The following is a 25,816-nucleotide window of genomic DNA, read 5'->3' as shown; positions in this document are numbered from 1 at the left end:
CGGGCAGCCGACATGGACAACTTGCCCTTGGGGCCGATGCTTGCGGTAGTAGCCTTGCTGGTTTTATGGTCGGCGCTGTTTACCGCCATCGAAGCCGCCCAGCAACATTTGCTGGCCCTGCGCCCCGGCACCCGCCAGGGTGACAAAGCCGCCGCCCGCCTGAACTTCCCGCGCAACAGCCTGATCCTCTGCAACACCCTGTGCCGCGCCGTGGTGGTGATTCTCTGCACCCTGCTGGCGATCTACGCCTGGGCGCAAAACGGCCCGTGGCTCGGCTGGGTGATCTCCAGCGCGGTGCTGCTGGTGCTGGCCGACTATCTTCCGCGTGCCCTGGCCACTCGCCACCCGCAAACCATCCTTGGCTTCGGCAATACCTTGCTGAGCGTGCCGCTGAAAATCCTTTATCCGCTGGCCTGGCTGCTCAACGGTGTCAGCCTGTTGCTGCTGCGCCCGTTCACCCGCAAGCCCGGGCTGGTCAAGAAGAGCGACGAGCCGCAGCCGGACCAGGACGACGAGCCGGAAGCCGAAATCCCCAACACCCGCGCGCCGGGCATGCCGGGCATCCACGCCCTGGACAACATCACCGTCAACGACATCCTGGTGCCCCGCAGCGAAGTGGACGGCATCAACCTGGATGATTCGGTAGAGGAAATCATCGAGCAACTGCGGGTTTCCACCCGAACCCGGCTGCCGGTGTTCCACAGCGACATCAACCAGGTCGAGGCGGTGCTCAACACCCGGCAGATCCGCCACCTGCTGCCGGACGCCAGCCTGACCAAGGAAGCGCTGCTGGAGGCCTGTCACGAGCCCTACTTCGTCCCGGAAAGCACACCGCTGCAACTGCAATTGCTGAACTTCCACAAGCAACAGCGCCGCCTCGGCATGGTGGTGGATGAATACGGCGAAGTGCTGGGCATTGTGACCCTGGAAGACATTCTTGAAGAAATCGTCGGTGAGTTCGAAAACGAGCAGCACCTCGACAACCCGCACATCCAGCCCCAACTGGATGGCCGCTACGTGATCGACGGCGCCGCCTCGATCCGTGACTTGAACAAAACCCTCGGCTGGCACCTGCCCAGCGACGGCCCCAAGACCCTCAACGGCCTGGTGACCGAAGCGCTGGAGACCATCCCGGACTGCGCCGTGTGCCTGAAAATCGGCCGTTATCGCCTGGAAATCCTCGAGACCGAGGACAACCGCGTCGCCAAGGTACTGATCTGGCACACCAGCACGGTGCCGGTCGCCGCTTAAGCCCCTTGTTGGATCCGCAAACCCCTTCCTATAATCGGGCGGCTTACCCAAGCCCCGCCCGACCGCGTGCTACCCGCACTGAGCGCGTCCAGGCACCGCTTTACCGTGTCTGACCGGTGTTTGCTCCCATCCCGAGCCGCCCCGCGCACAACCCTGATCCATGGGTGTTCGACCAATAATAATCCGCGTCCAAACGCGCAATGACCGTCAGGGATACCTCAATGAGCACCACCTATAACGAGACGGCGACCGCCGCCCCGACCAACTCGACGGCCCGGGTCGCCACCGCGAGCATCATCGGCACCGCCATCGAGTTCTACGACTTCTATATCTACGCAACTGCCGCCGCGCTGGTGATCGGCCCGGTGTTCTTCCCGCAAACCTCCGGCACGGCGCAGATGCTCGCCTCGTTCCTGACCTTCGGTATCGCGTTTATCGCGCGGCCACTGGGCTCGGCGCTGTTCGGCCACTTTGGTGACCGGATTGGCCGCAAGTCGACACTGGTGGCTTCCCTGCTGCTGATGGGCGTGTGCACCACGCTGATCGGCTTGCTGCCCGGATATGACAGCATCGGCGCCTGGGCACCGATCCTGCTCTGCGTACTGCGCTTCGGCCAGGGCCTCGGGCTTGGCGGCGAATGGGGCGGCGCGGCGTTGCTGGCCACCGAGAACGCCCCGAAGGGCAAACGCGCCTGGTTCGGCATGTTCCCGCAACTGGGCCCGTCGATTGGCTTTCTGGCGGCCAACGGGCTGTTCCTGATCCTGGCCATGAGCCTGAGCGACGAACAGTTCCGCAGCTGGGGCTGGCGCATTCCGTTCATTCTCAGCGCGGCGCTGGTAATGGTGGGGCTGTATGCGCGGCTCAAACTGCATGAAACGCCGGTGTTCGCGAACGCCGTGGCCAAGGAAGCGCCGGTGAAGGTGCCGCTGGTGGAACTGTTCAGCCAGCATTGGCTGCCAGTACTGCTGGGTGCAGCCTCGATGGTGGTGTGTTATGCGCTGTTCTATATCACCACCGCGTTTTCCCTGAGCTACGGCGTGTCTACGCTGGGTTACAGCCGTGAAACCTTCCTCGGGCTGTTGTGCTTCGCGGTGCTGTTCATGGGCGCGGCAACGCCGCTGGCGGCGTGGGCCAGCGACCGTTACGGGCGTAAGCCGGTGCTGATTGTCGGTGCGATCCTGACCATCCTTTCCGGCTTCACCATGGAGCCGTTGCTGACCCACGGTTCAACCTGGGCCGTGGCACTGTTCCTGGCGCTGGAGCTGTTCCTGATGGGCGTGACGTTTGCCCCGATGGGCGCGATGTTGCCGGAACTGTTCCCGACCCGCGTGCGTTATACCGGTGCTTCGGCGGCGTATAACCTGGGTGGGATCGTGGGTGCGTCGGCGGCACCGTTCTTCGCGACCAAGCTGGTGGCGATGGGCGGTTTGAGTTATGTCGGCGGGTATGTGTCGGCGGCAGCGGTGATCAGCTTGATTGCTGTGTTGTGCCTGAAAGAGACGCGCAATAACGATTTGAACAAGGTCGCCTGATGATGATCATTCCCACGCTCTGCGTGGGAATGCATCCGGTGACGCTCTGCGTCACGCCCTTAAGAGCGGACGCGGAGCGTCCAGCGCGGCATTCCCACGCGGAGCGTGGGAACGATCGGCGGGGGGTTACAGCTCTACAACAACAGCCTTCGAAGCACGAGTGGCTTTAGCCCGCGCTGCCTCAATCGACTCATCCCGCGCCAACGCCACGCCCATACGGCGCTGGCCATTCACTTCCGGCTTGCCGAACAGACGCAACGCCGTATCCGGCTCGCTCAAGGCTGCACCCAGGTTGGAAAACGCCGTCTGGGTCGACTTGCCTTCCACCAGGATCACTGCCGAAGCCGAAGGCCCGAACTGACGGATCAACGGGATCGGCAGGCCGAGAATTGCCCGCGCATGCAGGGCGAACTGCGACAAGTCCTGGGAAATCAGGGTCACCAGGCCAGTGTCATGGGGGCGCGGCGACACTTCGCTGAACCACACCTGATCGCCTTTGATAAACAGCTCGACGCCAAACAGACCACGACCACCCAACGCTTCGGTTACCGCCTTGGCAACGCGCTCGGATTCCGCCAGTGCAATCGGGCTCATGGCCTGTGGCTGCCAGGATTCCTGATAGTCGCCCTTCTCCTGACGGTGACCGACAGGCGCACAGAAGGTAGTGCCGCCAATGTGGCGCACGGTCAGCAAGGTGATTTCGTAGTCGAAGTCGATAAAGCCTTCGATGATCACGCGGCCCTTGCCGGCACGCCCGCCTTCCTGGGCGTAATCCCAGGCCTTCTGCACGTCATCGGCGCTGCGCAGCAGGCTCTGGCCCTTGCCCGACGAACTCATCACCGGCTTGACCACACACGGGAAGCCCAGGTCGGTGACGGCCTTGCTGTAGTCCTCGAAGGTGTCGGCGAAGTGGTACGGCGAGGTCGGCAGGTCCAGCTCTTCGGCGGCCAGGCGACGGATGCCTTCGCGGTTCATGGTCAGCAACGTCGCGCGGGCGGTCGGGATCACGGTGAAGCCTTCGGCTTCCAGCTCCACGAGGGTGGCGGTGGCGATCGCTTCGATTTCCGGCACGATGAAGTGCGGCTTTTCGGCTTCGATCACGGCACGCAGCGCGGCACCGTCGAGCATGTTGATCACGTGGCTGCGGTGGGCAACCTGCATGGCCGGCGCGTTGGCGTAGCGATCCACGGCAATCACTTCAACGCCCAGGCGTTGCAGTTCGATTACCACTTCCTTGCCCAGCTCACCGCAGCCACACAGCATTACGCGGGTCGCGGTTGGCGACAATGGAGTTCCGATTCGGGTCATCTCAGGTCCTCAGGGGAGCGGATCGTGGGGAGAAAGGCCGGCATTTTACATGAACTGTAAAGATTGGCTTCAGTTGGCGACGCGCTGCCGGCGCAAACGCCAGGCCATGGCCAGCCACACCACGGTAACGCCGGCGAATTTCGACACCAGGGCAGTGCCGGCGACCGCGGGCGTGAGTGCGCCGATCAGGCCGAAAAAGATGAAGGTATCGAGGGGGATACTCAGCGCCGAACTTATCCACAGGCGGTCGTGGAGTGGGCGCTTGGTGATGCTGAACACCAGCCAGTCAATGCATTCGGACACCGCGAACGCCGTGGCGCTGGCCAGGGCGATGGACGGATCGGAGGTGATATAGGACAGCACCAGCGCCGCCAGCATGGCGATGATCGCGCCATGGCCGAAACGGGTTTGCACCATGTCCCGCAGGACAAATACCAGACCGCCCCAGGCAGACCAGATCACATCCAGGTGCGGAGCGGTAGAAAAGGCGAAGTTGATCAGCACGACGCTGCTGATGTAGGCAATCAGGAAGAACATGGGGCGAGGGACCTGTGAACAAGGGGCACAGGGTACTTCACATTTGGAAATATGTCGTCTGGGCGGGCCCTTTCGCGAGCAAGCCCGCTCCCACATTTTGAACGCATTCCTCCAAGATAAACGCAATCAAATGTGGGAGCGGGCTTGCTCGCGAAAGCGGTCTATCAGGCGCCGGACTTCCCCGGAATCATCCACACCAGCCCACTCGCCTTCGCCCGCTCATGGCACAACCCCAGCACTACCCGGCGCTCGGTATTGTCCATGCGACTCCAGCGGGTGATTTCATCCACCGTCCGCTGGCATCCCGTGCAGATATCATCGTCATCCAGCGCACAAATGCTCACGCACGGCGAGGCGACGGGTCGTTCTACCGGGTTCATTCTTCCTGCTCAACCAGATCACGGGCATACCGCTGGGCGTTATGCACATAGTGCGCAGCGCTGGCCTCGAGCATTTTCTTCTGCACGTCGGTCAGTTCCCGCACCACCTTGCCCGGCGAGCCCATCACCAACGAACCATCGGGAATTTCCTTGCCCTCGCCGATCAGCGAATTGGCGCCGATGATGCAGTGCTTGCCGATCTTCGCCCCGTTAAGAATCACCGCATTGATGCCAATCAGGCTGTAATCGTCGACGGTGCAGCCATGCAACATGGCGTTATGGCCGATGGTCACGCCGGCGCCGAGGGTCAGCGGGTAACCCATGTCGGTGTGCATCACGCTGCCGTCCTGCACGTTGCTGTTCTTGCCGATCAGGATCAGCTCGTTGTCGCCGCGCAACACCGCGTTGAACCAGACGTTGGCGCCCTCCTCCAGCTTGACCTTGCCCACCAGCGTGGCATTGGGGGCCACCCAGCTGTTGGGATGGGTTTCGACTCGGGCGTCGCCCAGGCGGTATTTCATAGGTGGATCCTCACGGCAGGAACGATGGCCATCTGGCTCTTAGGTATTGATGAAGCTTTTCGGCGGTCGATGCAGGCTGATGTCGGCATCGTCATAGAGCAGATTGATCAGCTCGACGATCATAATCGCCGTCAGGCCCCAGATCTTGTATTCGCCAAACCGATAACTGGGCACATACCAACTGCGGCCCTGGTAATCGATACGGTGGGTGTGTTCGCGGGGATCCTGGCGAAAAAACTCCAGGGGCACGCTGAAAACAGCGGCGATCTCGGCGTCATTGGCCAGGTATTCGACGTAATCGGGGATAACGCCTACATAAGGCGTGACACGGATACCGTGCAGGGAAATCAGCGGGCTCAACGGGCCGATGACTTCCACCAGGCCCGGCGGCAGGCCGATTTCTTCTTCGGCTTCGCGCAGCGCGGTGAATATCAGGTCGGGATCTTCAGGGTCGCGGCGCCCGCCAGGGAACGCCACTTCGCCGCCATGGGTGGATAACCCGCTGGCGCGCAAGGTCAGGATCAGCTCGGGTTCGTCACTGCGGGTGATCGGCACCAGTACCGCCGCTTCCGGGAAACGACCGTCGGTCTCCAGCGTGTGGGGCGTATGATTGCTTACCCGGCGAAGTAGCTCGTCCAGCATGAGTCATCTCGGTCTGTTGGCTACCTTGCATCATGCACCAAACCTTGCGCACGCCCAACCCCAAAACCCTGGCCATGTCGCTAAACGACAACTTGCAGCCCATACCCGGTCACGCCAAGATAGGCGCACTCTCCAGGAACCCCAGCATGAACTTCTGCAGCCAGTGCGGTAAACCGGTCACCCAGCGCATTCCCGAAGGCGACGCACGCCTGCGTTATGTCTGCGATCACTGTCAGACCATTCACTACCAGAACCCCAATATCGTCGCGGGCACCGTACCGGTGTGGGGCGACCAGGTGCTGCTGTGCCGGCGCGCCATCGAGCCGCGCCTGGGTTTCTGGACCTTGCCCGCCGGCTTTATGGAGAACGGCGAGACCGTCGAGCAGGCCGCGATGCGCGAAACCCTGGAAGAAGCCTGCGCCCGGGTGCGCAACCTGAGCATCTACACCCTGATCGACGTGCCGCACATCAGCCAGGTGCACATCTTCTACCGGGCCGAACTGATCGACCTGGATTTTGCCGCCGGCCCCGAAAGCCTTGAAGTGCGCTTATTCGATGAAGCCGACATCCCTTGGTCCGAGCTGGCTTTCCGCACGGTCGGGCGTACCTTAGAATGCTTTTTTGCTGACCGCCGGCAACAGTCGTATCCGGTGCGCAGCGAATCGGTGCCGCCGCTGACCCAGTTGGCCAAATAACAATCCAGGCGGCACGTAGTCTTTTCAGGGGATACCGTTTCAATGCGTTGGTTGCTTGCTCTGATCTGCCTGTCGTTTGCCACGCTGTCGCCAGCCTCCACCCAAGTGATCCTGGGGGGCAAACCCGTCGAGAAAATCCTGGTGCTCAAGTCTGCCCATCAGTTGCAACTGATCAATGACGGCAAGCCCCTCAGGACCTACCGCATTTCCCTGGGCAAGAACCCCAAGGGCACCAAGCTGATGGAAGGCGACCGCCGCACCCCGGAAGGTTTCTACTGGATCGACTGGCGCAAGACCAGCGACCGCTTCAACCTGGCCATGCACATCTCCTACCCCAATATCAGCGATTCCGCGCGCGCCCGCCGCGAAGGGGTCAAGCCCGGCAGCATGATCATGATCCACGGCACCCCCGACGCCGAGGACTACCCCGAAGAGCTGTTCCACACCCTGGACTGGACCGACGGCTGCATCGGCATGCGCAATGTCGACATGCGCGAAGTCTGGAACCTGGTGAAAGACGGCACGATGATCGAGATTCGTCCGTAATTTCCTGCCGCTCGTAAAATAATTCGAAAAAAAATCCCGCCCCACACGGCGCTTGCCGGTGAATACCAGTTCACCCCGGCAAGCTGCGTGCTTCTGCCCGACACAAAGACCTCTCTAATACCACTTGAACTGGCGCACTATTAAGGCGCCCGTAAACGCTCGCCTGCACCGTTTTCGCTGCATTGACATGGTATTTAAGTGGTATTAGCTTGCGATCACTACCGGGCGACAACACTCCAATAACCGCATCGGAAACCGACACGATGAACCCCATCCTGGCCCTGCGCCCCGACGATAAACAATCGACGCCGCTGTACCTGCAACTGGCCCGCAACCTCGAAGCCGCGATTCATGCCGGCCAGTGGAAATCCGAGCAGGCATTGCCGTCGGAACGTGCCCTCAGCGAGCAACTGAGCATTTCCCGGGTGACCGCCCGCAAGGCGCTGGAAGTGCTGTTCGAACAAGGCCTGATCCGTCGCAGCCAAGGCTCCGGAACCTTCATCACGCCACGCCTGGAACAACCGCTGTCGCGCCTCTCGGGCTTCAGCGAAATGCTCCGGCTCAAGGGCTTTGTGCCGACGTCCCAGTGGCTGGAGCGCGACATCACCCCGCCGACCCATGAAGAATTGATTCGCTTGGGCCTGTCACCCAGCGACAAAGTCGCGCGGCTCAAGCGTTTGCGTAAGGCCGACGACACGGTGATGGCGATTGAAATGACCGCCATGCCCGCCTCCGTCCTCCCCCACCCGCAGGCCATCGGCAATTCGCTGTACGAATACCTGGAAAGCATCGGCAAGCCCATCGTGCGCGCCCTGCAACACATCCAGGCGATCAACGCCTCGGATGAGTTCGCAGCCCTGGTGGGCATCGCCCCCGGCACCGCCATGCTGCTGATGACCCGGGTGGGCTACACCGCCGACAACACCCCGATTGAAATCACCGACACCTACTGCCGCAACGACTACTACGACTTCGTCGCAGAACTGCGCCGCCACGACTATTCCGCTGAACTGCGAATTTAGAGAACTGCCCATGTCCGAAGACAATATCCTCACGCCACACGGCTGGATTCGCGGCCGCCTGGTGCACCAGCACGGCAAGGTCACTGCCGTAGAAGGCAGCCCGTGCAACCCGGCTGACAACGACCTGCCGTACCTGCTGCCAGGCTTTATCGACCTGCACGTGCACGGCGGTGGCGGCAAAGACATCATGGAAGGCACCGACGCCTTCCACACCATCACCCGCACCCACGTGCGGTTTGGCACCACCTCGCTGCTGGCCACCACCATGACCGCGCCAGTGGATGAGATTTCCCGCGTGCTCGGCGAAATCGGCACCTATTGCGAAAGCCGCCCGACCGGCACCGCTCGTGTCCTGGGCGTGCACCTGGAAGGCCCCTACATCAATCCGGGAAAACTCGGCGCACAACCGAACTTCGCCCACACCGCCTTGATGGCCGAAGTCGAAGAATACCTGCGCCTGGCGCCGATCCGGGTGATCACCATTGCTCCGGAAATCGCCGGCCATGACGGCCTGATCCGCGCCCTCAGCGAACGTGGCGTGCGCATGCAGATCGGCCACACCCTGGGCAGCTATGAAGAAGGTGTCGCCGCCCTCGCCGCCGGGGCCACCAGCTTTACCCACTTGTACAACGCCATGAGCCCGCTGCATCACCGCGAGCCCGGCATCGTCGGCGCGGCCCTGGCCCACGCCAAATACGCCGAGTTGATTCCCGACCTGCTGCACGTGCACCCCGGTGCCATGCGCGTGGCGCTGCGCTCGATCCCGTGCCTGTACTGCGTCACCGATTCCACCGCCGCTGCCGGCATGCCCGACGGCGAATACAAGCTGGGCAGCCACACCGTGACCAAGTGCCTGGGCGGCGTCCGCCTGGCCGATGGAACGCTGGCCGGCAGCACCCTGACCATGGACCAGGCGCTGCGCAACCTGGTGAAGATCGGCCTGCCGATCAGCGAAGCCTCACAACGCCTGTCGCAATTTCCTGCGGACTACCTGGGCCTCGAAGAACGCGGTCGCCTGCAACCCGGCAGCTTTGCCGACTGCGTGCGCCTGGACCGCTCCCTGCACCTCACCGACGTAATGGTCGAAGGAGAAACCATTGACTTCAAAAATGCTTGAAGAGGCCCTGGCCTCCTGTGAGGCCGTCGAGGCTCAACTGCAACGCCTGGACCCGCTGCTGGTGGAAGTCGCCGGCCGCCTGCGTCGCCAGCCACCGCAAGTGGCGATGACCATCGCCCGTGGCAGCTCGGACCACGCCGCCAGTTACTTCGCCTACCTGACCATGCAACATCTGGGGATTCCGGTGGCGTCGCTGCCGATGTCGGTGGTGACCATGCTGCAATCGCCGCTCAAGGTCAGCGGGCAAGTGGCGTTCGGTTTCTCCCAGTCGGGACAGAGCCCGGACCTGGTCAACAGCCTGCGCCTGTTGCGCAAGCGCGGCGCCTTGAGCATCTCGATGGTCAACGCCGAAGACTCGCCACTGGAAGCCGCCTGCGAATTCCATGTGCCGCTGTGCGCCGGGCCGGAACGCAGCGTCGCCGCCACCAAAAGCTTTATCGCGACCCTGAGCGCCAGCGCCCAGCTGATCGGCCACTGGAATCAGGAAGACGAGTTGCTGCAAGCCTGTAAGGCACTGCCCGAAGGTTTGCGTGAAGCCGCCAGGCAAGACTGGAGCCTGGCCATCGACGCCCTGCGCGACTGCCAGCAACTGATGGTGATCGGCCGTGGCGCCGGTTTTGCCATTGCCCAGGAAGCCGCGCTCAAGCTCAAGGAAACCTCGGCGATCCAGGCCGAAGCCTTCAGCAGCGCCGAAGTGCGCCATGGCCCGATGGCTCTGATCGATGACAACTACCCGCTGCTGGTCTTCGCCCCACGCGGCGCCGAACAAGCCGGCCTGCTGAGCCTGGCCGCAGATATGCGCCAGCGCGGTGCCCGCGTGCTGCTGGCCGCTCCCGATGACATCGCCGAGCGCGACCTGACTCTGAGCCGCGCCGAACACCCGGCCCTGGACCCGATCCTGGCGATCCAGAGTTTCTACGTGATGGCCGCCGGTTTGGCAGAGGCCCGGGGCATGGACCCGGACCAACCGCGTCACTTGAGCAAAGTGACCCGCACCCACTGAGTTGATTGCAGCGTTTTCCTGATGAGTACCGTGCCCATGTCCCACAATAATAAAGACCTCACCCTCAGCGCTCCCCTCAGTGGGCCGGTGCTGACCCTGGGCGACGTTCCCGACGAAGTGTTCGCCAGTGGCGCCATGGGCGACGGCATTGCCATCGACCCGCTCAACGATTGCCTGCACGCGCCGTGTGATGGCGTGATCATCCACGTCGCCCGCACCGGGCATGCGCTGACCATTCGCGCCGATAACGGCGCTGAATTGCTGATGCACGTGGGCATCGACACGGTGGAATTGAATGGCGAAGGCTTTGCGCTGCTGGTCAAGCAAGGTGCGCGCGTCAGCAAGGGCCAGGCACTGGTGCAGTTTGATCTGGACCTGATTGCGCGGCAGTGCAAAAGCCTGGTCAGCTTGATCATCCTGACCAACAGCGAGCTGTTTGAGCTACGGCCGATCACCTTGAAAACAGTGAAGGTCGGCGAGCCGCTGCTGCATGTGGTTGCACGGTTGGCCGGTGCAGCGAAAGTGATTGATGAGTCGGTCACCGAAGCCAGCGCGACTATTCGCATCACCCATCGTGGCGGCCTGCATGCGCGCCCCGCTGCCTTGATCCGCAAGACTGCACAGGCATTCAGCAGCCAGTCGCAGCTGCATTTCGCTGGCAAGTCGGCTTCGTGCGACAGCCTGATCGGCTTGATGGGCCTGGGGATTGGTGAGCAGGACGAGGTGCAGGTCACCTGTCGTGGCAAGGATTGTGAAGCGGCGCTGCAAGCACTGATCGCTGCGCTGTCGGTGGAAGTTGGCGAAGCGCATCACGCTCCAGTGGCCGTCGCCCCACGCCGCGCGAATACCGAAGCCGGAGTACTGCAAGGCGTGTGTGCCGCGCCGGGGTTGGTCTGCGGCCCGTTGTTCCGCCTGAACGGAATCGAGCTGCCGGTGGACCCGGGCAACAACGCCCCGGATGAGCAGCTGCAGCACCTGGACAGTGCCCTGGAACAGGTGCGTAGCGAAATCCGCCACACCCTGGACCAGGCCCGTCAGCGCAAGGATGTGGAGGAAGAAGAGATCTTCGCCGCCCACCTGGCCCTGCTGGAAGACCCTACGTTGCTGGAGGCCGCCACCGCCGCCATCGAACAGGGCAGCGCCGCCACTCACGCCTGGCGCGATGCGATCCAGGCCCAATGCGCGGTGCTGCTGGCACTGGGTAAACCGTTGTTCGCCGAACGCGCCAACGACCTGCGCGACTTGCAGCAACGCGTGCTGCGGGCGTTGCTGGGCGAGGCCTGGAATTTTGATTTGCCGGCCGGCGCTATCGTCTCGGCCCATGAGCTGACCCCATCGGATCTGCTGCAACTGAGCAATCAACACGCCGCCGGTATCTGCATGGCCGAAGGCGGCGCGACGTCTCATGTGGCGATTCTGGCGCGGGGTAAAGGCTTGCCGTGCGTGGTTGCACTGGGCACTGAATTGCTTGATGTGCCCCAAGGCCAGCGCGTGGTGCTGGATGCCGCCAACGGCCGCCTGGAGCTGACGCCGGATGATGCACGCCACGCCCAGGTTCACCAGTTGCGCGATGCACAGAAACTGCGGCGCCAACAGCAGCACGCGCAGGCTCAAGGCACCGCCAGCACTCAGGATGGCGTGCGTATTGAAGTGGCCGCGAATGTCGCCTCCAGCGTCGAAGCCCAACTGGCCTTCGAGAATGGCGCCGATGGCGTCGGCCTGCTGCGCACAGAATTTCTCTTCGTCGACCGCCGCACCGCGCCCGACGAGCAAGAGCAGCGCCAGGCCTACCAAGCCGTACTGGATGCCATGGGCGACAAATCAGTGATCATCCGCACCATCGACGTCGGCGGCGACAAGCAACTCGACTACCTGCCGCTGCCGTTCGAGACCAACCCGGTGCTGGGCCTGCGGGGCATTCGCATGGCCCAGGTACGCCCGGAACTGCTGGACCAGCAACTGCGTGCCCTTCTCCAGGTCAGCCCGCTGGAACGTTGCCGCATCCTGCTGCCAATGGTCAGCGAAGTCGACGAACTGCTGCACATTCGCCAGCGCCTCGATGAACTGTGCGCCGAGCTGGAACTGACCCAACGCCCGGAACTGGGGGTGATGATCGAAGTGCCCGCGGCGGCGCTGATGGCCGAACAACTGGCCGAGCACGCGGACTTTCTGTCCATCGGCACCAATGACCTATCGCAGTACACCCTCGCCATGGACCGCGACCACGCCGGCCTCGCCGCCCGGGTCGATGCCATGCACCCGGCGCTGTTGCGGCTGATCGCCCAGACGTGCATCGGCGCAGCCAAGCATGGGCGCTGGGTCGGTGTGTGCGGGGCGCTGGCGTCCGACCCGCTGGCCACGCCGGTGCTGATCGGTCTGGGCATCAGCGAGCTGTCCGTCAGCCCGCCGCAGATCGGAGAAATCAAGGACCGTGTCCGTCACCTGGACGCAGCCCAATGCCGGCAACTGAGCCAAAGCCTGCTTAACCTGAGCAGCGCCAAAGCCGTTCGCCAAGCCTGTCAACACCACTGGCCGCTGAGCTGAAAACAACAAGAATAGGGAGACACGCCGTGTACCAATATTTTATCGAAGGGCTGCAACGCCTGGGCCGTGCGCTGATGCTGCCGATCGCGATTCTGCCGATCGCCGGCCTCCTGCTGCGACTGGGCGACACTGACCTGCTGAACATCGCGGTGATGCACGACGCCGGGCAGGCGATCTTCGCCAACCTGGCGCTGATCTTTGCCATCGGCATTGCCGTGGGTTTTGCCCGCGACAACAACGGCACGGCGGGCCTGGCAGGCGCCATCGGTTACCTGGTGATGGTCTCAACCCTCAAGGTGATGGACGCCAGCATCAACATGGGCATGCTCGCGGGCATCGCCAGCGGCTTGATGGCCGGTGCCCTTTATAACCGCTTCAAGGACATCAAGCTGCCGGAGTACCTCGCATTCTTTGGTGGGCGACGGTTTGTGCCGATTGTCACTGGGTTCTCCGCAGTGGCGCTGGGGGTGATCTTTGGTTTGATATGGCCACCCGTGCAGCAAGGCATCAACAGCTTCGGCGTGTTGCTGATGGAAAGCGGCAGTTTTGGTGCGTTCGTGTTTGGCGTGTTCAACCGCCTGCTGATCGTCACCGGCTTGCACCATATCCTCAACAACATGGCGTGGTTTGTGTTCGGCACCTTCACCGACCCGACGACCGGCGCGGTAGTGACCGGCGACCTGACTCGCTATTTTGCCGGCGACCCGAAAGGTGGGCAGTTCATGACCGGCATGTTCCCGGTAATGCTGTTCGGCCTGCCGGCGGCGTGCCTGGCGATGTACCGCAATGCACTGCCGGAGCGGCGCAAGATCATGGGCGGGATTTTCCTGTCGATGGCGCTGACCTCGTTCCTGACCGGGGTCACCGAGCCGATCGAATTCGCCTTCATGTTCCTCGCGCCGTTCCTGTACCTGGTGCATGCGCTGCTGACCGGATTGTCGATGGCGATCACCAACATGCTCAACATTCACCTGGGCTTTACCTTCTCCGGTGGGTTTATCGACATGGTGCTGGGTTGGGGTAAATCCACCAACGGCTGGCTGGTATTCCCGGTTGGGCTGGCGTATGCGGTGATCTACTACAGCGTGTTCAACTACTGCATCCGTCGCTTCAATTTGAAGACGCCCGGGCGTGAGGATATTCAGGTGGTGCAGGCTGAGGCCATGACCGATAACCAGCGGGCCGGGGCTTACATTCGGGCGCTGGGTGGTGCGGAGAACTTGCTGAGTGTGGGGGCTTGTACGACGCGTCTGCGGCTGGACATGGTGGACCGCAACAAGGCGGTGGATGCCGAGTTGAAGGCGCTGGGTGCGATGGCGGTGGTTCGACCGGGTAATGGCGGGAGTTTGCAGGTAGTGGTCGGGCCGATGGCGGACAGCATTGCCGATGAGATTCGGTTGGCGATGCCTTCGTATGTTGCGGCACCTGCGGTGGTGGTAGCGCCTGTTGAGAAGAGCACACCGGTGAATGTGCATGAGGCCGAGAAATGGCTGAGTGCGCTGGGCGGTCGGGCCAATGTATTGCAACTGGATGCGGTGGCGATGACGCGGCTGCGAGTGGAGCTGGGGGATGGTTCGGTGTTGTCGGAATCCCAACTGACTGCGCTGGGTTGCCAGGGGGTTAGCCAGCTTGAGAGTGGGGTTTGGCACTTGCTGATTGGTGACAAGGCTTCGGGGTTGGGTGAGGCGTTGGAGCGGTTGGTCAGTGGCCGTGAGGTTGGGGTAAAAGCCTGAATCTTTGCTGAGCATCAGGGCCTCTTCGCGAGCAAGCCCGCTCCCACATTTTGATCGGTGCCCGTCATGGCAACGCGGTCAAATGTGGGAGCGGGCTTGCTCGCGAATGGCCCTCACAGGCGCCGAATTACTCAGGCTCAGGCACCTCATACAAGTCCAGCATCCGATCCACCATCATTTGAATCCCCTCCAGCATCCGACAAATCCCCAGCGCCACATCACGGTGGGAACCGTCGACTTCAAACGCCAGATGAACCGTCAGCGCCTGCACTGAGGCAAGGTCCTGAGAGGCGTTGGCCAGCAGGGTTTCGCTATCCAGATTAGGTACAAGGGTGAATAACTGATCGGCAGGTTGACTCGTCACCTGACGGGCTGCAGCTTGAAGCGAGGCTATGGAAGATGAAGTGTTTTCGTTGACCATCGTGAAGCTCCGAGAAGAATACGCTCCTAGTGATGTTTACGAGCTTGCAGTCCCGGTCACTGAATTGGCAGCGACTGGGGAAGGTTAGAGAGGCAGGTTCCGAGGGACAACCTGAAAGACTTGTCAGAAAAATCCGAGTCGCTCCGACAAGCCAGCTCCCACATTTGATCGTCACCAGGCATGGCAACGCGGTCCAATGTGGGAGCCGGGCTTGCCCGCGATGAGGCCCTACAGGCAACAAAAAACCCGCTGACCAAACTGGCCCAGCGGGTTTCTTGTTTTGCAGCCAGCGAATCAAAAATCCGCCAACTGCCACACCTCATACGCCGGTGTCTCGTACGGATGGCTCAGTTTCAACGCAGCCACTACAGCCACGATCAACTCATCCGCCACCACCAACTCAACCTTCCATTCTTCAACCACTTCAACCTGCCCGACCTGCCCGATAAACGGCTGGCTGCCGTCCATCGCGCGGAATTGGCCCTGGCCCAGTACCTGCCAGGCGCAGCTGTCGTAGTTGCCGATGCGCCCGCCGCCGGCTGCGAAGACGGCGGTTTTCACCGTCTCCACGTGGCTGTCGGGCACAAAGAAGCTGAGCTTGTACACCGACTTAGTTCACCCAGACACGAGCGTTACGGAACATGCGCATCCACGCGCCGTCTTCGTTCCACTCTTCCGGGCGCCACGAGTTCTGCACGGCGCGGAACACACGCTCCGGGTGCGGCATCATGATGGTGACGCGACCGTCGCGGCTGGTCAGCCCGGTGATCCCGCGCGGCGAGCCGTTCGGGTTGGCCGGGTAGCCTTCGGTGACCTTGCCGTGGTTGTCGACAAAACGCAGGGCCACAGTACCGGACAGGTCGGCTTCCAGCAGTGCTTCTTCGCTGGCGAATTCCGCATGGCCTTCACCGTGGGCGATGGCGATTGGCATGCGCGAACCGGCCATGCCCTGCAGGAAGATCGAGTTGGATTCCTGTACCTGGACCATCGCAACACGGGCTTCGAACTGCTCGGAGCGGTTACGCACAAAGTGCGGCCAGAACTCGCTGCCCGGGATCAGTTCGCTGAGGTTGGACATCATCTGGCAACCGTTGCACACACCCAGGGTGAAGCTGTCATTACGCTCGAAGAAGCCCTGGAACGCGTCACGGGCACGGCTGTTGAACAGGGCCGACTTGGCCCAGCCTTCACCGGCACCCAGTACGTCGCCGTAGGAGAAACCACCGCAGGCAACCAGGCCTTTGAACTCATTGAGGTCGACGCGACCGGCGAGGATGTCGCTCATGTGCACGTCGATCGCATTGAAGCCGGCACGGTCGAACGCTGCCGCCATTTCCACCTGGCCGTTGACGCCCTGCTCACGCAGTACGGCCACTTGTGGGCGGATGCCTTTCTTGATGTAAGGCGCGGCGATGTCCTGGTTGACGTCGAAGCTGAGCTTGGTGCTCAGGCCCGGATTGTCTTCTTCCAGGATCACGTCGAATTCCTGCTCGGCGCAGTCGGCGTTGTCGCGCAGGCGCTGGATCTGGTAGCTGGTCTCGGCCCACTGGCGTTGCAGCAGGCGGCGCTGGCCTTCAAACACGGTTTCGCCGTTGAAGACGATGTTGATTTCACCGTTGTTGATCGGCTGGCCAATCACGGCCACGCAGTCGCCCAGGCCAGCGGCGCTGAACTGTGCGAGTACGTCCGGGGTTGCGTCCTGGCGAACCTGGATAACGGCGCCCAGCTCTTCGTTGAACAGGATTGCTGCGATGTCGGCGGAAGTTTCTGCCAGGCCATCGAGGTTCAGGCTCAGGCCGCAGTGACCGGCGAAGGCCATTTCCACGGCGCTGGTCAGCAAACCACCGTCGGAACGGTCGTGGTAAGCCAGCAGGTGGCCGTCGGCGTTCAGGCCCTGGATCACGGCGAAGAAAGCTTTCAGGTCTTCGGCGTCGTCGACGTCCGGGGCCTGCTTGCCGAGCTTGCCGTGCACCTGGGCAAGGATCGAGGCGCCCATGCGGTTCTGACCGCGACCGAGGTCGATCAGGATCAGGTCGGTGGTGCCCTTGTCCATGCGCAGTTGCGGGGTCAGGGTCTGGCGAACGTCGGTGACGGGCGCAAAGCCGGTAACGATCAGCGACAGCGGCGAGGTGACGCTCTTGTCCACGCCTTCATCGTTCCAGCGGGTGGCCATGGACATGGAGTCCTTGCCCACCGGAATGGTGATGCCCAGCTCAGGGCACAGCTCCATGCCGACCGCTTTCACGGTGTCGTACAGGCGCGCATCTTCACCCGGGTGACCGGCAGCGGACATCCAGTTGGCCGACAGCTTGATGTCGGAGATCTTGGCAATACGCGAAGCCGCGATGTTGGTCAGGGTTTCGCCGATGGCCATGCGGCCCGACGCCGGGGCGTCCAGCAGCGCCAGCGGAGTACGCTCGCCCATGGCCATGGCTTCACCGGTGTACACGTCGAAGCTGGTGGCGGTGACGGCAACGTCAGCCACCGGGACCTGCCACGGGCCGACCATTTGATCACGGGCAACCAGACCGGTGATGGTGCGGTCGCCGATGGTGATCAGGAAGCTTTTGCTGGCAACGGCCGGGTGGTGCAGGACGCGCTCCACGCAGTCGGCGATGGCCAGGGTCGACGGGTCGAAATCGTCGCCCAGTTCGTTTTCACGCACGGCCGAACGGTGCATGCGCGGGGCTTTGCCCAGCAGCACTTCCAGCGGCATGTCCACCGGGCTGTTGCCGAAGTGGCTGTCGGTGACCGTCAGTTGCGGCTCGGCAGTGGCTTCGCCGACTACCGCAAACGGGCAGCGCTCGCGCTCGCAAATCGCCTGGAAGCGTTCGAAGTCTGCAGGACCTACCGCCAACACGTAGCGTTCCTGGGATTCGTTGCTCCAGATTTCGTGCGGGGCCATGCCCGGCTCGTCGTTTGGAATGTTGCGCAGTTCGAAACGGCCGCCACGGTCGCCATCGTTGACCAGTTCCGGAAAGGCGTTGGACAAGCCACCTGCGCCGACGTCGTGGATGAAGCTGATGGGGTTCTTGTCACCCAGTTGCCAGCAACGGTCGATGACTTCCTGGCAACGGCGTTCCATCTCAGGGTTTTCACGCTGTACGGAAGCGAAGTCCAGGTCGGCCGAGCTGGTGCCGGTGGCCATGGAGGAAGCGGCGCCGCCGCCCAGGCCGATCAGCATCGCCGGGCCGCCGAGGACGATCAGCTTGGAGCCGACCAGAATCTCGCCTTTCTGTACGTGTTCGGCGCGGATGTTGCCCATGCCGCCGGCCAACATGATTGGCTTGTGGTAACCGCGCACTTCATCGCCACGCGGGGTGGTGATGGATTGCTCGAAAGTACGGAAGTAACCGGTCAGGGCCGGACGCCCGAATTCGTTGTTGAACGCAGCGCCGCCCAGCGGGCCTTCGATCATGATGTCCAGCGCGGTGACGATGCGCTCAGGCTTGCCGTACGGCACTTCCCACGGCTGTTCGAAGCCCGGGATCTGCAGGTTGGACACGGTGAAGCCGGTGAGGCCAGCCTTTGGCTTGGCGCCACGACCGGTTGCACCTTCGTCGCGAATCTCGCCGCCGGAACCGGTGGCTGCGCCCGGGAACGGGGCAATCGCGGTCGGGTGGTTGTGGGTCTCGACTTTCATCAGGATGTGCACCGGCTCCTGCACCGCGCCGTACTGGCGGGTTTCAGGGTCCGGGAAGAAACGGCCGGCGACAGAGCCGACGATGACCGAGGCGTTGTCCTTATAAGCCGACAGAACGCCTTCGCTGTGCATCACGTAGGTGTTCTTGATCATGCCGAACAGGCTTTTTTCCTGGCTCTGGCCGTCGATGTCCCAACTGGCGTTGAAGATCTTGTGGCGGCAGTGCTCGGAGTTCGCCTGGGCGAACATCATCAGTTCGATGTCGTGGGGGTTGCGCTTCAGGCCGATGAAGGCGTTGACCAGGTAGTCAATTTCGTCTTCGGCCAGGGCCAGGCCCAGTTCGGTGTTGGCGGTTTCCAGGGCGGCGCGACCGCCACCGAGCACGTCAATCGCGGTCAGCGGCTTGGGCTCGGCGTGGCTGAACAGACCGGCGGCCTGTTCCAGCTGGCTGACGATGATCTGGGTCATGCGGTCGTGCAGGCTGCTGGCGATCAGCTCGGCCTCGGCCTCGCTGAACTGGCCTGCTACATAGAAGGCAATCCCGCGTTCCAGGCGCTGGATTTTGTCCAGGCCGCAGTTGCGGGCGATGTCGCTGGCCTTGCTCGACCAGGGCGAGATGGTGCCGAACCGTGGCAGGACCAGGAACAAGCGGCCGTTAGGCTCTTGGACAGGAACGCTGGGACCGTACTTCAGAAGGCGCGCCAGCACTTGCTGTTCGTCGGCGGTCAAAACGCCAGTAACGTCGGCGAAGTGAGCAAATTCAGCATACAAGCCACTGACAGAAGGTACCTTCTGGCTCAGTTGCTCAAGGAGTTTGCTGTGGCGAAAGGCAGAAAGGGCAGGAGCGCCGCGCAGGATCAACATCTTCGGGACAGCCTCGGGAAGGGGGTGTGCTTTGAGGCCGTGCATTCTAGCGTAAACCGTCGCCAACGGCACCCGAAACGGCACCAGTGGCCGCAGCCGGACGTCAGTTGGCATAAATCGCACGATATCATATGGCCATATAGGCTATTCCGGGCAGTTATTTTAACCGTCACAATCGGCTGCCAAGCCCCGTTTCTGCGTGCTGCAGCCAAGGTTTACGGGCGCTAGCAGACAAGTGCCCCGCTGTCGAGATATGGCGCCGAGGGTCCTTTGCGTATACTGCGCAGATGTTCTCCCCTACTGCTTTACGCCCGCGATGCGCCAAATGGCTCTTCGTTACCGGACTCTTCCTGCTGCTCAGTGCGTGTGTGGATAAACCCAACACGCTCGAGCGAATCAAGGAGGATGGCGTATTGCGGGTGGTCACCCGAAACAGTCCGGCCACTTATTTCCAGGACCGTAACGGCGAAACCGGCTTCGAATACGAACTGGTGAAACGTTTTGCCGACGAGTTAGGGGTAAAGCTCGAGATCGAGGCGGCCGACAACCTGGATGACCTGTTCTCGCAGATCGGCAAACCCAACGGCCCGGTACTGGCCGCCGCCGGCCTGGTCAGCAGTGAGCAGCGTCGCCAGCAAGTGCGTTTCTCCCACCCTTATCTGGAAGTCACCCCGCAGATCATCTACCGCAACGGCCAGTCCCGGCCGACCACCGCGGCAGACCTGGTGGGCAAGAAGATCATGGTGCTCAAGGGCAGCACCCACGCCGAGCAACTGGCGCAGCTGAAAAAACAGTTTCCCGGGATTGAATACGAAGAGTCCGACGCCGTTGAGGTGGTCGACCTGCTGCGCATGGTGGATGAGGGCCAGATCGACCTGACGCTGGTGGACTCCAACGAAGTGGCGATGAACCAGGTGTACTTCCCCAACGTGCGGGTGGCCTTTGACCTCGGTGACGCCAGCCATCAAGCCTGGGCGGTTGCCGCCGGTGAAGACAACAGCCTGCTCAACGAGGTCAACAACTACCTCGACAAGGTGGAAAAGAACGGCACGCTGCAACGCCTGAAAGATCGCTATTACGGGCACGTCGATGTACTCGGCTACATGGGCGCCTACACCTTCGCCCAGCATCTGCAGCAGCGCCTGCCCAAATACGAGAAACACTTCCGGGCCTATGCCAAGGAAGAAAAGGTCGACTGGCGCCTGCTGGCGGCCATCGGCTATCAGGAATCACTCTGGCAGCCGGCGGTGACCTCCAAGACCGGCGTGCGCGGCCTGATGATGCTGACCCAGAACACGGCGCAGGCCATGGGCGTGTCCAACCGCCTGGACGCCAAGCAGAGCATCATGGGCGGCGCCAAGTACCTGGCCAAGATCAAGGATGAGCTGGACGACAAGATTGCCGAGCCGGACCGCACCTGGTTTGCCCTGGCGGCGTACAACGTCGGCACCGGGCATTTGGACGACGCGCGCAAGCTGGCCGAAAAAGAAGGCCTGAACCCGAACAAGTGGCTGGACGTGAAGAAGATGCTGCCGCGCCTGTCGCAGAAGCAGTGGTACAGCAAGACGCGTTATGGCTATGCCCGTGGCGGTGAGCCCGTGCATTTTGTGGCGAACATCCGGCGTTACTACGACATTCTGACGTGGGTGACGCAGCCGCAGCTGGAAGGCAACCAGGTGGTCGAAGGCAACCTGCATGTGCCGGGTGTGGACAAGACCAAGCCGACGGAAGAAACCCCGCCGCTGTAATCCCCCGATTCTCCAAACACCACAAAACCAATGTGGGAGCGGGCTTGCTCGCGAAGGCGATGGTTCAGCCAGCACATGGATTGACTGACACACCGTCTTCGCGAGCAAGCCCGCTCCCACATTTGATCTTCTTTGATTTATAGAGCGGTGTTCAGGCCGGTAAGCAGGTGCACCACCCCACCCGCCAACACCATCACGCCCGGCACGCCTGCCGCCTTGAGCGCCTGCGCATCCAACCGCCCCGCATCCTGCAACTGCACCCGCACCCGGGTCAGTGCTACCCGCTGCTGCGACTTGAGATTCTCCGCGCCTCCCAGCGCATTCAGCACTGCCGGGGCCAACAGTGTTTCGCTCACTGGAGCTGCCTGCGGCGTTTCAAGCACCAGATCCGGCGTCAGGGCCTTCCAGAACGCCCGCTGAAATTTCTCGAACATGTCAGTTCTCCACAACCAATGAAGTTTCAACGGTAGCCGCGTGATACAGGCGCAAGGCCTCGCGAACCTGCGACGCTTCTTCCAGGCCCAGCACCTGGCGGGCGATGGATTGGCAATCCGCCAGGTCCAGCTCGCGCACGGTAGCCTTGATGGTCGGGATCAGCGGCACGCTGACCGACAACTCATCCACCCCCAGCCCGATCAGCACCGGCACCGCCAGCGCTTCAGACGCCAACGCCCCACACACGCCGACCCACTTGCCATGGGCATGGGCCGCCTTGACGGTGGCGGCGATCAGGCGCAGCACCGCCGGGTGAAAGCTGTCGGCCTGGCTGGCGAGGCGCGGGTGATCGCGGTCCATGGCCAGGGTGTATTGGGTCAGGTCGTTGGTGCCGATGGAGAAGAAATCCACCTCCGGCGCAAACAGATCGGCCATCAATGCCGCCGATGGCACTTCGATCATGATTCCCAGCTTCGGCAGTTCCGTCAGCCCCAGGGCCAGCGCTTCCTCTTCAAGAATCTGCCGCGCCAGGCGCAGCTCCGAGAGCAGGCTGACCATCGGCAACATGATGTGCAGCCGGGCGAAACCGGCACTGGCGAGAATTGCACGGAATTGTTCACGCAACAGTTCCGGGCGCTCCAGGCACAGGCGAATCCCGCGCAGGCCAAGGAACGGGTTGGTCTCGCTGTCCATCGGCACATAGGCCAACGGCTTGTCGCCACCAACGTCGAGGGTGCGCACCACCAGATTGCGCTGCGGGCCCAATGCACGGGCGATGGCGCTGTAGGTGCCCGCCTGCTCTTCGGGGCTCGGCGCGCGGTTGCGGTCCAGGTAGAGGAACTCGGAACGCAGCAAACCAACGCCTTCGCCCCCCAGGGACAATGCCTGCTCCACCTCCTGCAACGATGCGACGTTGGCCGTCACTTCGACGTGATGACCGTCGCGGGTCGTAGCGGGCAACGACGCCTGCTCCACTTCCCGCTGGCGGCGCAGCACTTGTTGTTGGCGGCTGGCTTGCAAGTGTTCGATCTCGGCCAGGTCCGGGTCCAGGTGCAACTCGCCCTTGTCGGCATCCAGCAGCACTTGCTTGCCGTTGGCCAGTTCCAGCACCTGCGCCGGCACCCCGCAGATGGCCGGCAAGCCAAGGGCGCGGGCGAGAATGGCGACGTGGCTGGTAGCGCCGCCGCCCACCGTCACAAAACCCAGCACCTTGCGCGTGTCGAGGCTGGCGGTTTGCGAGGGAGTCAGTTGTTCGGCAATCAGGATTGCCTGCTCCGGCAAATCCCAGGCGCTGTCCTGAACCCCGAGGATCAATTTCAGCACCCGCTGGCCAACGTCTGCCAGGTCGGCAGCGCGCTCGGCAAGCAAGGCGTTGCCCAGGCCCTGGAAGAGCGTGGCGGTGGCCTCGGTGGCGCTGTTCCAGGCGAAGGCCGCGCTCTTGCCCTGGTCCAGCAGGTCGCGGGTTTGTTCCAGCAGGGCCGGATCGTCCAGCAACTCCTGATGGGCGCGGAAGATCTCGGACTGGGCAGTGCCGACGGCCTTTTCCTGCAGGGCTTGCAGCGCCTGATTGGCGTTGTTCAGGGCATGGGTCAGGGCCGCACGTTCCAGCGCTTCACCTTTGCCGGTCTCTACGAACGTCAGTGCCGGCTCCTTGACCTGCACCACTTGGCCAAACGCCGAACCGGGCGAGGCGCACACGCCGCGCAGCAAGGTCGCCGATGAATCAGGCGCCACGGGTGCAGCGTCAGGTTGATGAGCCGCGACGGTTTCGCCGCAGCCTTCGGCCAGCAAGGTCACCAGCGCCTGGATCGCCGCTTCGGCATCCTCGCCGGCCGCGCTGACTTGCAAGGTGTCACCCTGCACCGTTTGCAACGCCATGATCCGTACCAGCGACTTGGCGTTGGCGCTCTCGGTTTGCTTGTGCAGGTAAATACTCGCCTTGAAGCCTTTGGCCGCCTGCGCCAGCACCGCCGCCGGGCGCGCATGCAGGCCGTTGGCGTTGGGCAAGGTCAGTGGCCTGGAGAACAGGGCGTCACCCTCCTCGTCTTTCACCTCGTCGGCAACGGCTTGCGGCGTGACTCGCAGCAGTGGCTGCCCCACGTCTACCAGGCCCTGCTCGGGCGTCAGCAGCTTGAAGGGCTCGCCACTGACCACCAGCATCAGGGTCAGCAAACTACGGGCATTGAGCGCCACGTAGTCGGCATCGAATTCAATCAGCGGTTGTCCGGCTTCCACCCGCTGGCCTTCCTCGACCAATCGGGTGAAACCCTTGCCCGCCAGGTTCACGGTGTCCAGGCCGATGTGCATCAGCACCTGGACGCCGTTGTCATCGGTGATGCTCACCGCATGACCACTGTCCTGGATATTGCTGATCACCCCGGCCAGTGGCGCGCAGAGGGTCTGCGAGGTCGGATCGATGCACAGGCCATCGCCGATAAGGCGACTGGAGAACACCGGATCAGGCACCTGGTCCAGGGCGAGCAGCACCCCGGACAATGGCGCCAGCAATTCCAGGGAATGGGTTGTGGTCATGACTTCACCTGCTGTTTGGTTCTGTAAAAATCATTGGGCATCGACGGCTTTATTTCCACCAGTACTCAACCTGCACACCAAAGTTGGAGCCATGCAACGCCGAGCCATAACTGCCGGTGTCGGACAACGCCGAACCTGCCGCCAGTTCATTGGCCGCACGCTTGGCCGCTTCGTTCCAGGTCGCGTAGGTGTAATACAGGCGCACTTCCGGTCGTGCCCAGAAATCCGGGCCTTTGGGCGACCAGGTCGGGGCGAACGTAAATTTGCTCAGCTTGCGCGTGCCACCGGTAGCCTCGACCTGATCATGACCGAGTTCGGTGACCAGCTTGAACTGTTCGGAAATCGCATAGGCCGGGCGCACGCCCAGCGACATCCAGGTCTGATCCTGGCTGCCCGGGCGAATATCCTTCTGGTACACGGCCTCGATCTGCCCGCCAAACCGTGGCGTCACTTGCCAGTCGAAGAACTCCACTGCGCGGTAGCTCTTGCTGCTTTTATCGAGGAAGGTATCGCCGGTATAACCGAGGCCGGTGCCGGGGCCTTCGCCGTACTGCAGGGCAAATTTGTTGCGCCCGCCGAGGAAGGGTTTCTGCACATGCTGGGCGGTAATGGCCCAGCCGCTGTTGGTGTCACGGCCACCGGCTTTTTCGATGTAGCTCAAGCCCAGTTCCAGCTCGCCGCCGGGATTGGTCTTGAAGCCGGCCACGTTGAAGTCGTGACGGGTGGCGTATTCCTTCTGGTACAGGTTGTCCTTGCGGGAAAGCGCGTAGCTGTATTTCAGGTCGCCGATTTTCACGTCCTCGATACCGCCGCCCGTGGCGCTCTGGTTCCAGTAGTAGAAGTCGGAGATATGGATATCGTTTCGTTTGTAGTAGCGCCGGCCGGCCCACAGCGAACCGCCGTTGAGGCTGGGGATGTTCGACCACTGCGCATACATCTGCGGCATGCGTGCCGAGCCGTTGTCTTCGCCCTGGAACTTCAGCGCCCGGTCGTACTTGTTGTACAGCGAAGCCATGGCGTCGACGCTGAACACCGAGCCGTCGTCGAGGGTCAGCAGGTCCTGGCGCAATTCGAGTTCGGCGTACTGCTCGCACTCGTTGCCCAGGCGGTATTTGGATTGTGCACCCGGCAACTGGAAGCACTGCTGCTTGCCACTGCCGGTTGAAGTCCCCGCACCGCTACGCAAGTAGCCGGCAAATTCCAACGCCTGGGCTGCCATCGGCAAGGTCAGGCAGGATGCAACGAGGCCCAGCTTTATTGTTGTTTTCATGAAGCACTCCGATATTTTTATTATGTTTTTTAAAGCGCCCCGGCGCTCCCACACCGGGGGAGGTAAAGCGGG

Annotated in this window: 21 protein-coding genes; 10 read left to right on the top strand and 11 right to left on the bottom strand. The window is 62.4% G+C overall.

Features of this window, described 5'->3' with window-relative positions:
• Positions 1 to 12: 12 nt before the first annotated feature.
• Complete coding sequence (locus V6607_RS05830) at positions 13 to 1,251, top strand: transporter associated domain-containing protein (protein WP_134325810.1); 1,239 nt, start codon at positions 13 to 15, stop codon at positions 1,249 to 1,251.
• Positions 1,252 to 1,472: 221 nt separating this feature from the next.
• Positions 1,473 to 2,783, top strand: a complete 1,311-nt coding sequence (locus tag V6607_RS05825) for an MFS transporter (RefSeq protein ID WP_003209595.1) — start codon at positions 1,473 to 1,475, stop codon at positions 2,781 to 2,783.
• Positions 2,784 to 2,909: 126 nt separating this feature from the next.
• On the opposite strand, the gene purT is transcribed toward V6607_RS05825, so the two are convergent.
• The 5 genes from purT to V6607_RS05800 form a co-directional block, all read right to left on the bottom strand.
• Positions 2,910 to 4,091, bottom strand: a complete 1,182-nt coding sequence (purT, locus tag V6607_RS05820) for a formate-dependent phosphoribosylglycinamide formyltransferase (protein ID WP_023659130.1) — start codon at positions 4,089 to 4,091, stop codon at positions 2,910 to 2,912.
• Between the two features lie 69 nt (positions 4,092 to 4,160).
• Positions 4,161 to 4,628, bottom strand: a complete 468-nt coding sequence (locus tag V6607_RS05815; RefSeq protein ID WP_003209599.1) for a hypothetical protein — start codon at positions 4,626 to 4,628, stop codon at positions 4,161 to 4,163.
• Between the two features lie 164 nt (positions 4,629 to 4,792).
• The gene (locus V6607_RS05810; protein ID WP_008438244.1) at positions 4,793 to 5,008 is read right to left on the bottom strand and encodes a DUF1289 domain-containing protein; all 216 of its coding nucleotides are present in this window, start codon (positions 5,006 to 5,008) and stop codon (positions 4,793 to 4,795) included.
• Positions 5,005 to 5,529, bottom strand: coding sequence for a gamma carbonic anhydrase family protein (locus V6607_RS05805; RefSeq protein WP_134325809.1), 525 nt, complete (start codon positions 5,527 to 5,529; stop codon positions 5,005 to 5,007). Before V6607_RS05805 ends, V6607_RS05810 begins: the two co-directional genes overlap by 4 nt.
• Before the next feature lie 39 nt (positions 5,530 to 5,568).
• Positions 5,569 to 6,171 (bottom strand): CoA pyrophosphatase, encoded by a 603-nt coding sequence (locus V6607_RS05800; protein ID WP_003209605.1) that lies wholly within the window; start codon positions 6,169 to 6,171, stop codon positions 5,569 to 5,571.
• A gap of 146 nt (positions 6,172 to 6,317) precedes the next feature.
• On the opposite strand from V6607_RS05800, the gene V6607_RS05795 reads away from it, so the two are divergent.
• From V6607_RS05795 to nagE, 7 genes are all read left to right on the top strand, one after another.
• Positions 6,318 to 6,866 carry an NUDIX hydrolase gene (locus tag V6607_RS05795; protein WP_003209606.1) on the top strand — a complete coding sequence of 183 codons (549 nt, stop codon included), beginning with the start codon at positions 6,318 to 6,320 and terminating at the stop codon, positions 6,864 to 6,866.
• A 42-nt stretch (positions 6,867 to 6,908) separates the two neighbouring features.
• Positions 6,909 to 7,412 (top strand): L,D-transpeptidase family protein, encoded by a 504-nt coding sequence (locus V6607_RS05790; protein WP_003209608.1) that lies wholly within the window; start codon positions 6,909 to 6,911, stop codon positions 7,410 to 7,412.
• A gap of 263 nt (positions 7,413 to 7,675) precedes the next feature.
• Positions 7,676 to 8,434 carry a GntR family transcriptional regulator gene (locus V6607_RS05785; RefSeq protein ID WP_003209609.1) on the top strand — a complete coding sequence of 253 codons (759 nt, stop codon included), beginning with the start codon at positions 7,676 to 7,678 and terminating at the stop codon, positions 8,432 to 8,434.
• Positions 8,435 to 8,444: 10 nt separating this feature from the next.
• Positions 8,445 to 9,551: an N-acetylglucosamine-6-phosphate deacetylase gene (gene nagA, locus V6607_RS05780; RefSeq protein WP_087695120.1), complete on the top strand. Its 1,107-nt coding sequence runs from the start codon at positions 8,445 to 8,447 to the stop codon at positions 9,549 to 9,551.
• The gene (locus V6607_RS05775; protein ID WP_023659131.1) at positions 9,532 to 10,554 is read left to right on the top strand and encodes an SIS domain-containing protein; all 1,023 of its coding nucleotides are present in this window, start codon (positions 9,532 to 9,534) and stop codon (positions 10,552 to 10,554) included. The genes nagA and V6607_RS05775 overlap by 20 nt, the downstream gene beginning before the upstream one ends.
• 36 nt (positions 10,555 to 10,590) lie before the next feature.
• Positions 10,591 to 13,098, top strand: a complete 2,508-nt coding sequence (gene ptsP / locus V6607_RS05770) for a phosphoenolpyruvate--protein phosphotransferase (protein WP_134325808.1) — start codon at positions 10,591 to 10,593, stop codon at positions 13,096 to 13,098.
• 26 nt (positions 13,099 to 13,124) lie between these two features.
• Complete coding sequence (gene nagE, locus V6607_RS05765; protein WP_134325807.1) at positions 13,125 to 14,831, top strand: N-acetylglucosamine-specific PTS transporter subunit IIBC; 1,707 nt, start codon at positions 13,125 to 13,127, stop codon at positions 14,829 to 14,831.
• Positions 14,832 to 14,958: 127 nt separating this feature from the next.
• Here the strand turns inward: nagE and V6607_RS05760 are convergent, their stop codons facing one another.
• The 3 genes from V6607_RS05760 to purL all read right to left on the bottom strand — a co-directional run bounded on the left by V6607_RS05760 (position 14,959) and on the right by purL (position 19,759).
• Positions 14,959 to 15,252 carry a DUF6124 family protein gene (locus V6607_RS05760; protein WP_256662393.1) on the bottom strand — a complete coding sequence of 98 codons (294 nt, stop codon included), beginning with the start codon at positions 15,250 to 15,252 and terminating at the stop codon, positions 14,959 to 14,961.
• Between the two features lie 294 nt (positions 15,253 to 15,546).
• A complete protein-coding gene (locus V6607_RS05755; protein ID WP_087695123.1) occupies positions 15,547 to 15,858 on the bottom strand; it encodes an NGG1p interacting factor NIF3 in 312 nt (103 codons plus the stop codon).
• 4 nt (positions 15,859 to 15,862) lie between these two features.
• Entirely contained in the window at positions 15,863 to 19,759 is a 3,897-nt protein-coding gene (purL, locus tag V6607_RS05750; RefSeq protein WP_134325806.1) for a phosphoribosylformylglycinamidine synthase, read from the bottom strand.
• Between the two features lie 287 nt (positions 19,760 to 20,046).
• On the opposite strand from purL, the gene mltF reads away from it, so the two are divergent.
• Positions 20,047 to 21,507: a membrane-bound lytic murein transglycosylase MltF gene (gene mltF, locus V6607_RS05745; RefSeq protein WP_087695124.1), complete on the top strand. Its 1,461-nt coding sequence runs from the start codon at positions 20,047 to 20,049 to the stop codon at positions 21,505 to 21,507.
• 137 nt (positions 21,508 to 21,644) lie between these two features.
• On the opposite strand, the gene V6607_RS05740 is transcribed toward mltF, so the two are convergent.
• From V6607_RS05740 to V6607_RS05730, 3 genes are read right to left on the bottom strand one after another with little or no spacing between them, the layout of a single operon-like run.
• Entirely contained in the window at positions 21,645 to 21,941 is a 297-nt protein-coding gene (locus V6607_RS05740; RefSeq protein ID WP_003209625.1) for a PTS transporter subunit EIIB, read from the bottom strand.
• Between the two features lies 1 nt (position 21,942).
• Entirely contained in the window at positions 21,943 to 24,474 is a 2,532-nt protein-coding gene (gene ptsP / locus V6607_RS05735) for a phosphoenolpyruvate--protein phosphotransferase (protein ID WP_134325805.1), read from the bottom strand.
• A gap of 49 nt (positions 24,475 to 24,523) precedes the next feature.
• Positions 24,524 to 25,744 carry a carbohydrate porin gene (locus tag V6607_RS05730; protein ID WP_087695126.1) on the bottom strand — a complete coding sequence of 407 codons (1,221 nt, stop codon included), beginning with the start codon at positions 25,742 to 25,744 and terminating at the stop codon, positions 24,524 to 24,526.
• Positions 25,745 to 25,816: the final 72 nt, after the last annotated feature.

This window comes from Pseudomonas sp. KK18, assembly GCF_037094675.1.
GTDB lineage: Bacteria > Pseudomonadota > Gammaproteobacteria > Pseudomonadales > Pseudomonadaceae > Aquipseudomonas.
This window is presented reverse-complemented; position numbering and strand designations above follow the sequence as displayed.

Bases quoted from the DNA above. Each gene is read 5' to 3' on its own strand.
- V6607_RS05830 (WP_134325810.1), top strand. From the start codon at position 13: ATGGACAACTTGCCCTTGGGGCCGATGCTTGCGGTAGTAGCCTTGCTG.
- V6607_RS05825 (WP_003209595.1), top strand. From the start codon at position 1,473: ATGAGCACCACCTATAACGAGACGGCGACCGCCGCCCCGACCAACTCG.
- purT (WP_023659130.1), bottom strand. From the start codon at position 4,091: ATGACCCGAATCGGAACTCCATTGTCGCCAACCGCGACCCGCGTAATG.
- V6607_RS05815 (WP_003209599.1), bottom strand. From the start codon at position 4,628: ATGTTCTTCCTGATTGCCTACATCAGCAGCGTCGTGCTGATCAACTTC.
- V6607_RS05810 (WP_008438244.1), bottom strand. From the start codon at position 5,008: ATGAACCCGGTAGAACGACCCGTCGCCTCGCCGTGCGTGAGCATTTGT.
- V6607_RS05805 (WP_134325809.1), bottom strand. From the start codon at position 5,529: ATGAAATACCGCCTGGGCGACGCCCGAGTCGAAACCCATCCCAACAGC.
- V6607_RS05800 (WP_003209605.1), bottom strand. From the start codon at position 6,171: ATGCTGGACGAGCTACTTCGCCGGGTAAGCAATCATACGCCCCACACG.
- V6607_RS05795 (WP_003209606.1), top strand. From the start codon at position 6,318: ATGAACTTCTGCAGCCAGTGCGGTAAACCGGTCACCCAGCGCATTCCC.
- V6607_RS05790 (WP_003209608.1), top strand. From the start codon at position 6,909: ATGCGTTGGTTGCTTGCTCTGATCTGCCTGTCGTTTGCCACGCTGTCG.
- V6607_RS05785 (WP_003209609.1), top strand. From the start codon at position 7,676: ATGAACCCCATCCTGGCCCTGCGCCCCGACGATAAACAATCGACGCCG.
- nagA (WP_087695120.1), top strand. From the start codon at position 8,445: ATGTCCGAAGACAATATCCTCACGCCACACGGCTGGATTCGCGGCCGC.
- ptsP (WP_134325808.1), top strand. From the start codon at position 10,591: ATGTCCCACAATAATAAAGACCTCACCCTCAGCGCTCCCCTCAGTGGG.
- V6607_RS05760 (WP_256662393.1), bottom strand. From the start codon at position 15,252: ATGGTCAACGAAAACACTTCATCTTCCATAGCCTCGCTTCAAGCTGCA.
- purL (WP_134325806.1), bottom strand. From the start codon at position 19,759: ATGTTGATCCTGCGCGGCGCTCCTGCCCTTTCTGCCTTTCGCCACAGC.
- mltF (WP_087695124.1), top strand. From the start codon at position 20,047: ATGTTCTCCCCTACTGCTTTACGCCCGCGATGCGCCAAATGGCTCTTC.
- V6607_RS05740 (WP_003209625.1), bottom strand. From the start codon at position 21,941: ATGTTCGAGAAATTTCAGCGGGCGTTCTGGAAGGCCCTGACGCCGGAT.
- ptsP (WP_134325805.1), bottom strand. From the start codon at position 24,474: ATGACCACAACCCATTCCCTGGAATTGCTGGCGCCATTGTCCGGGGTG.
- V6607_RS05730 (WP_087695126.1), bottom strand. From the start codon at position 25,744: ATGAAAACAACAATAAAGCTGGGCCTCGTTGCATCCTGCCTGACCTTG.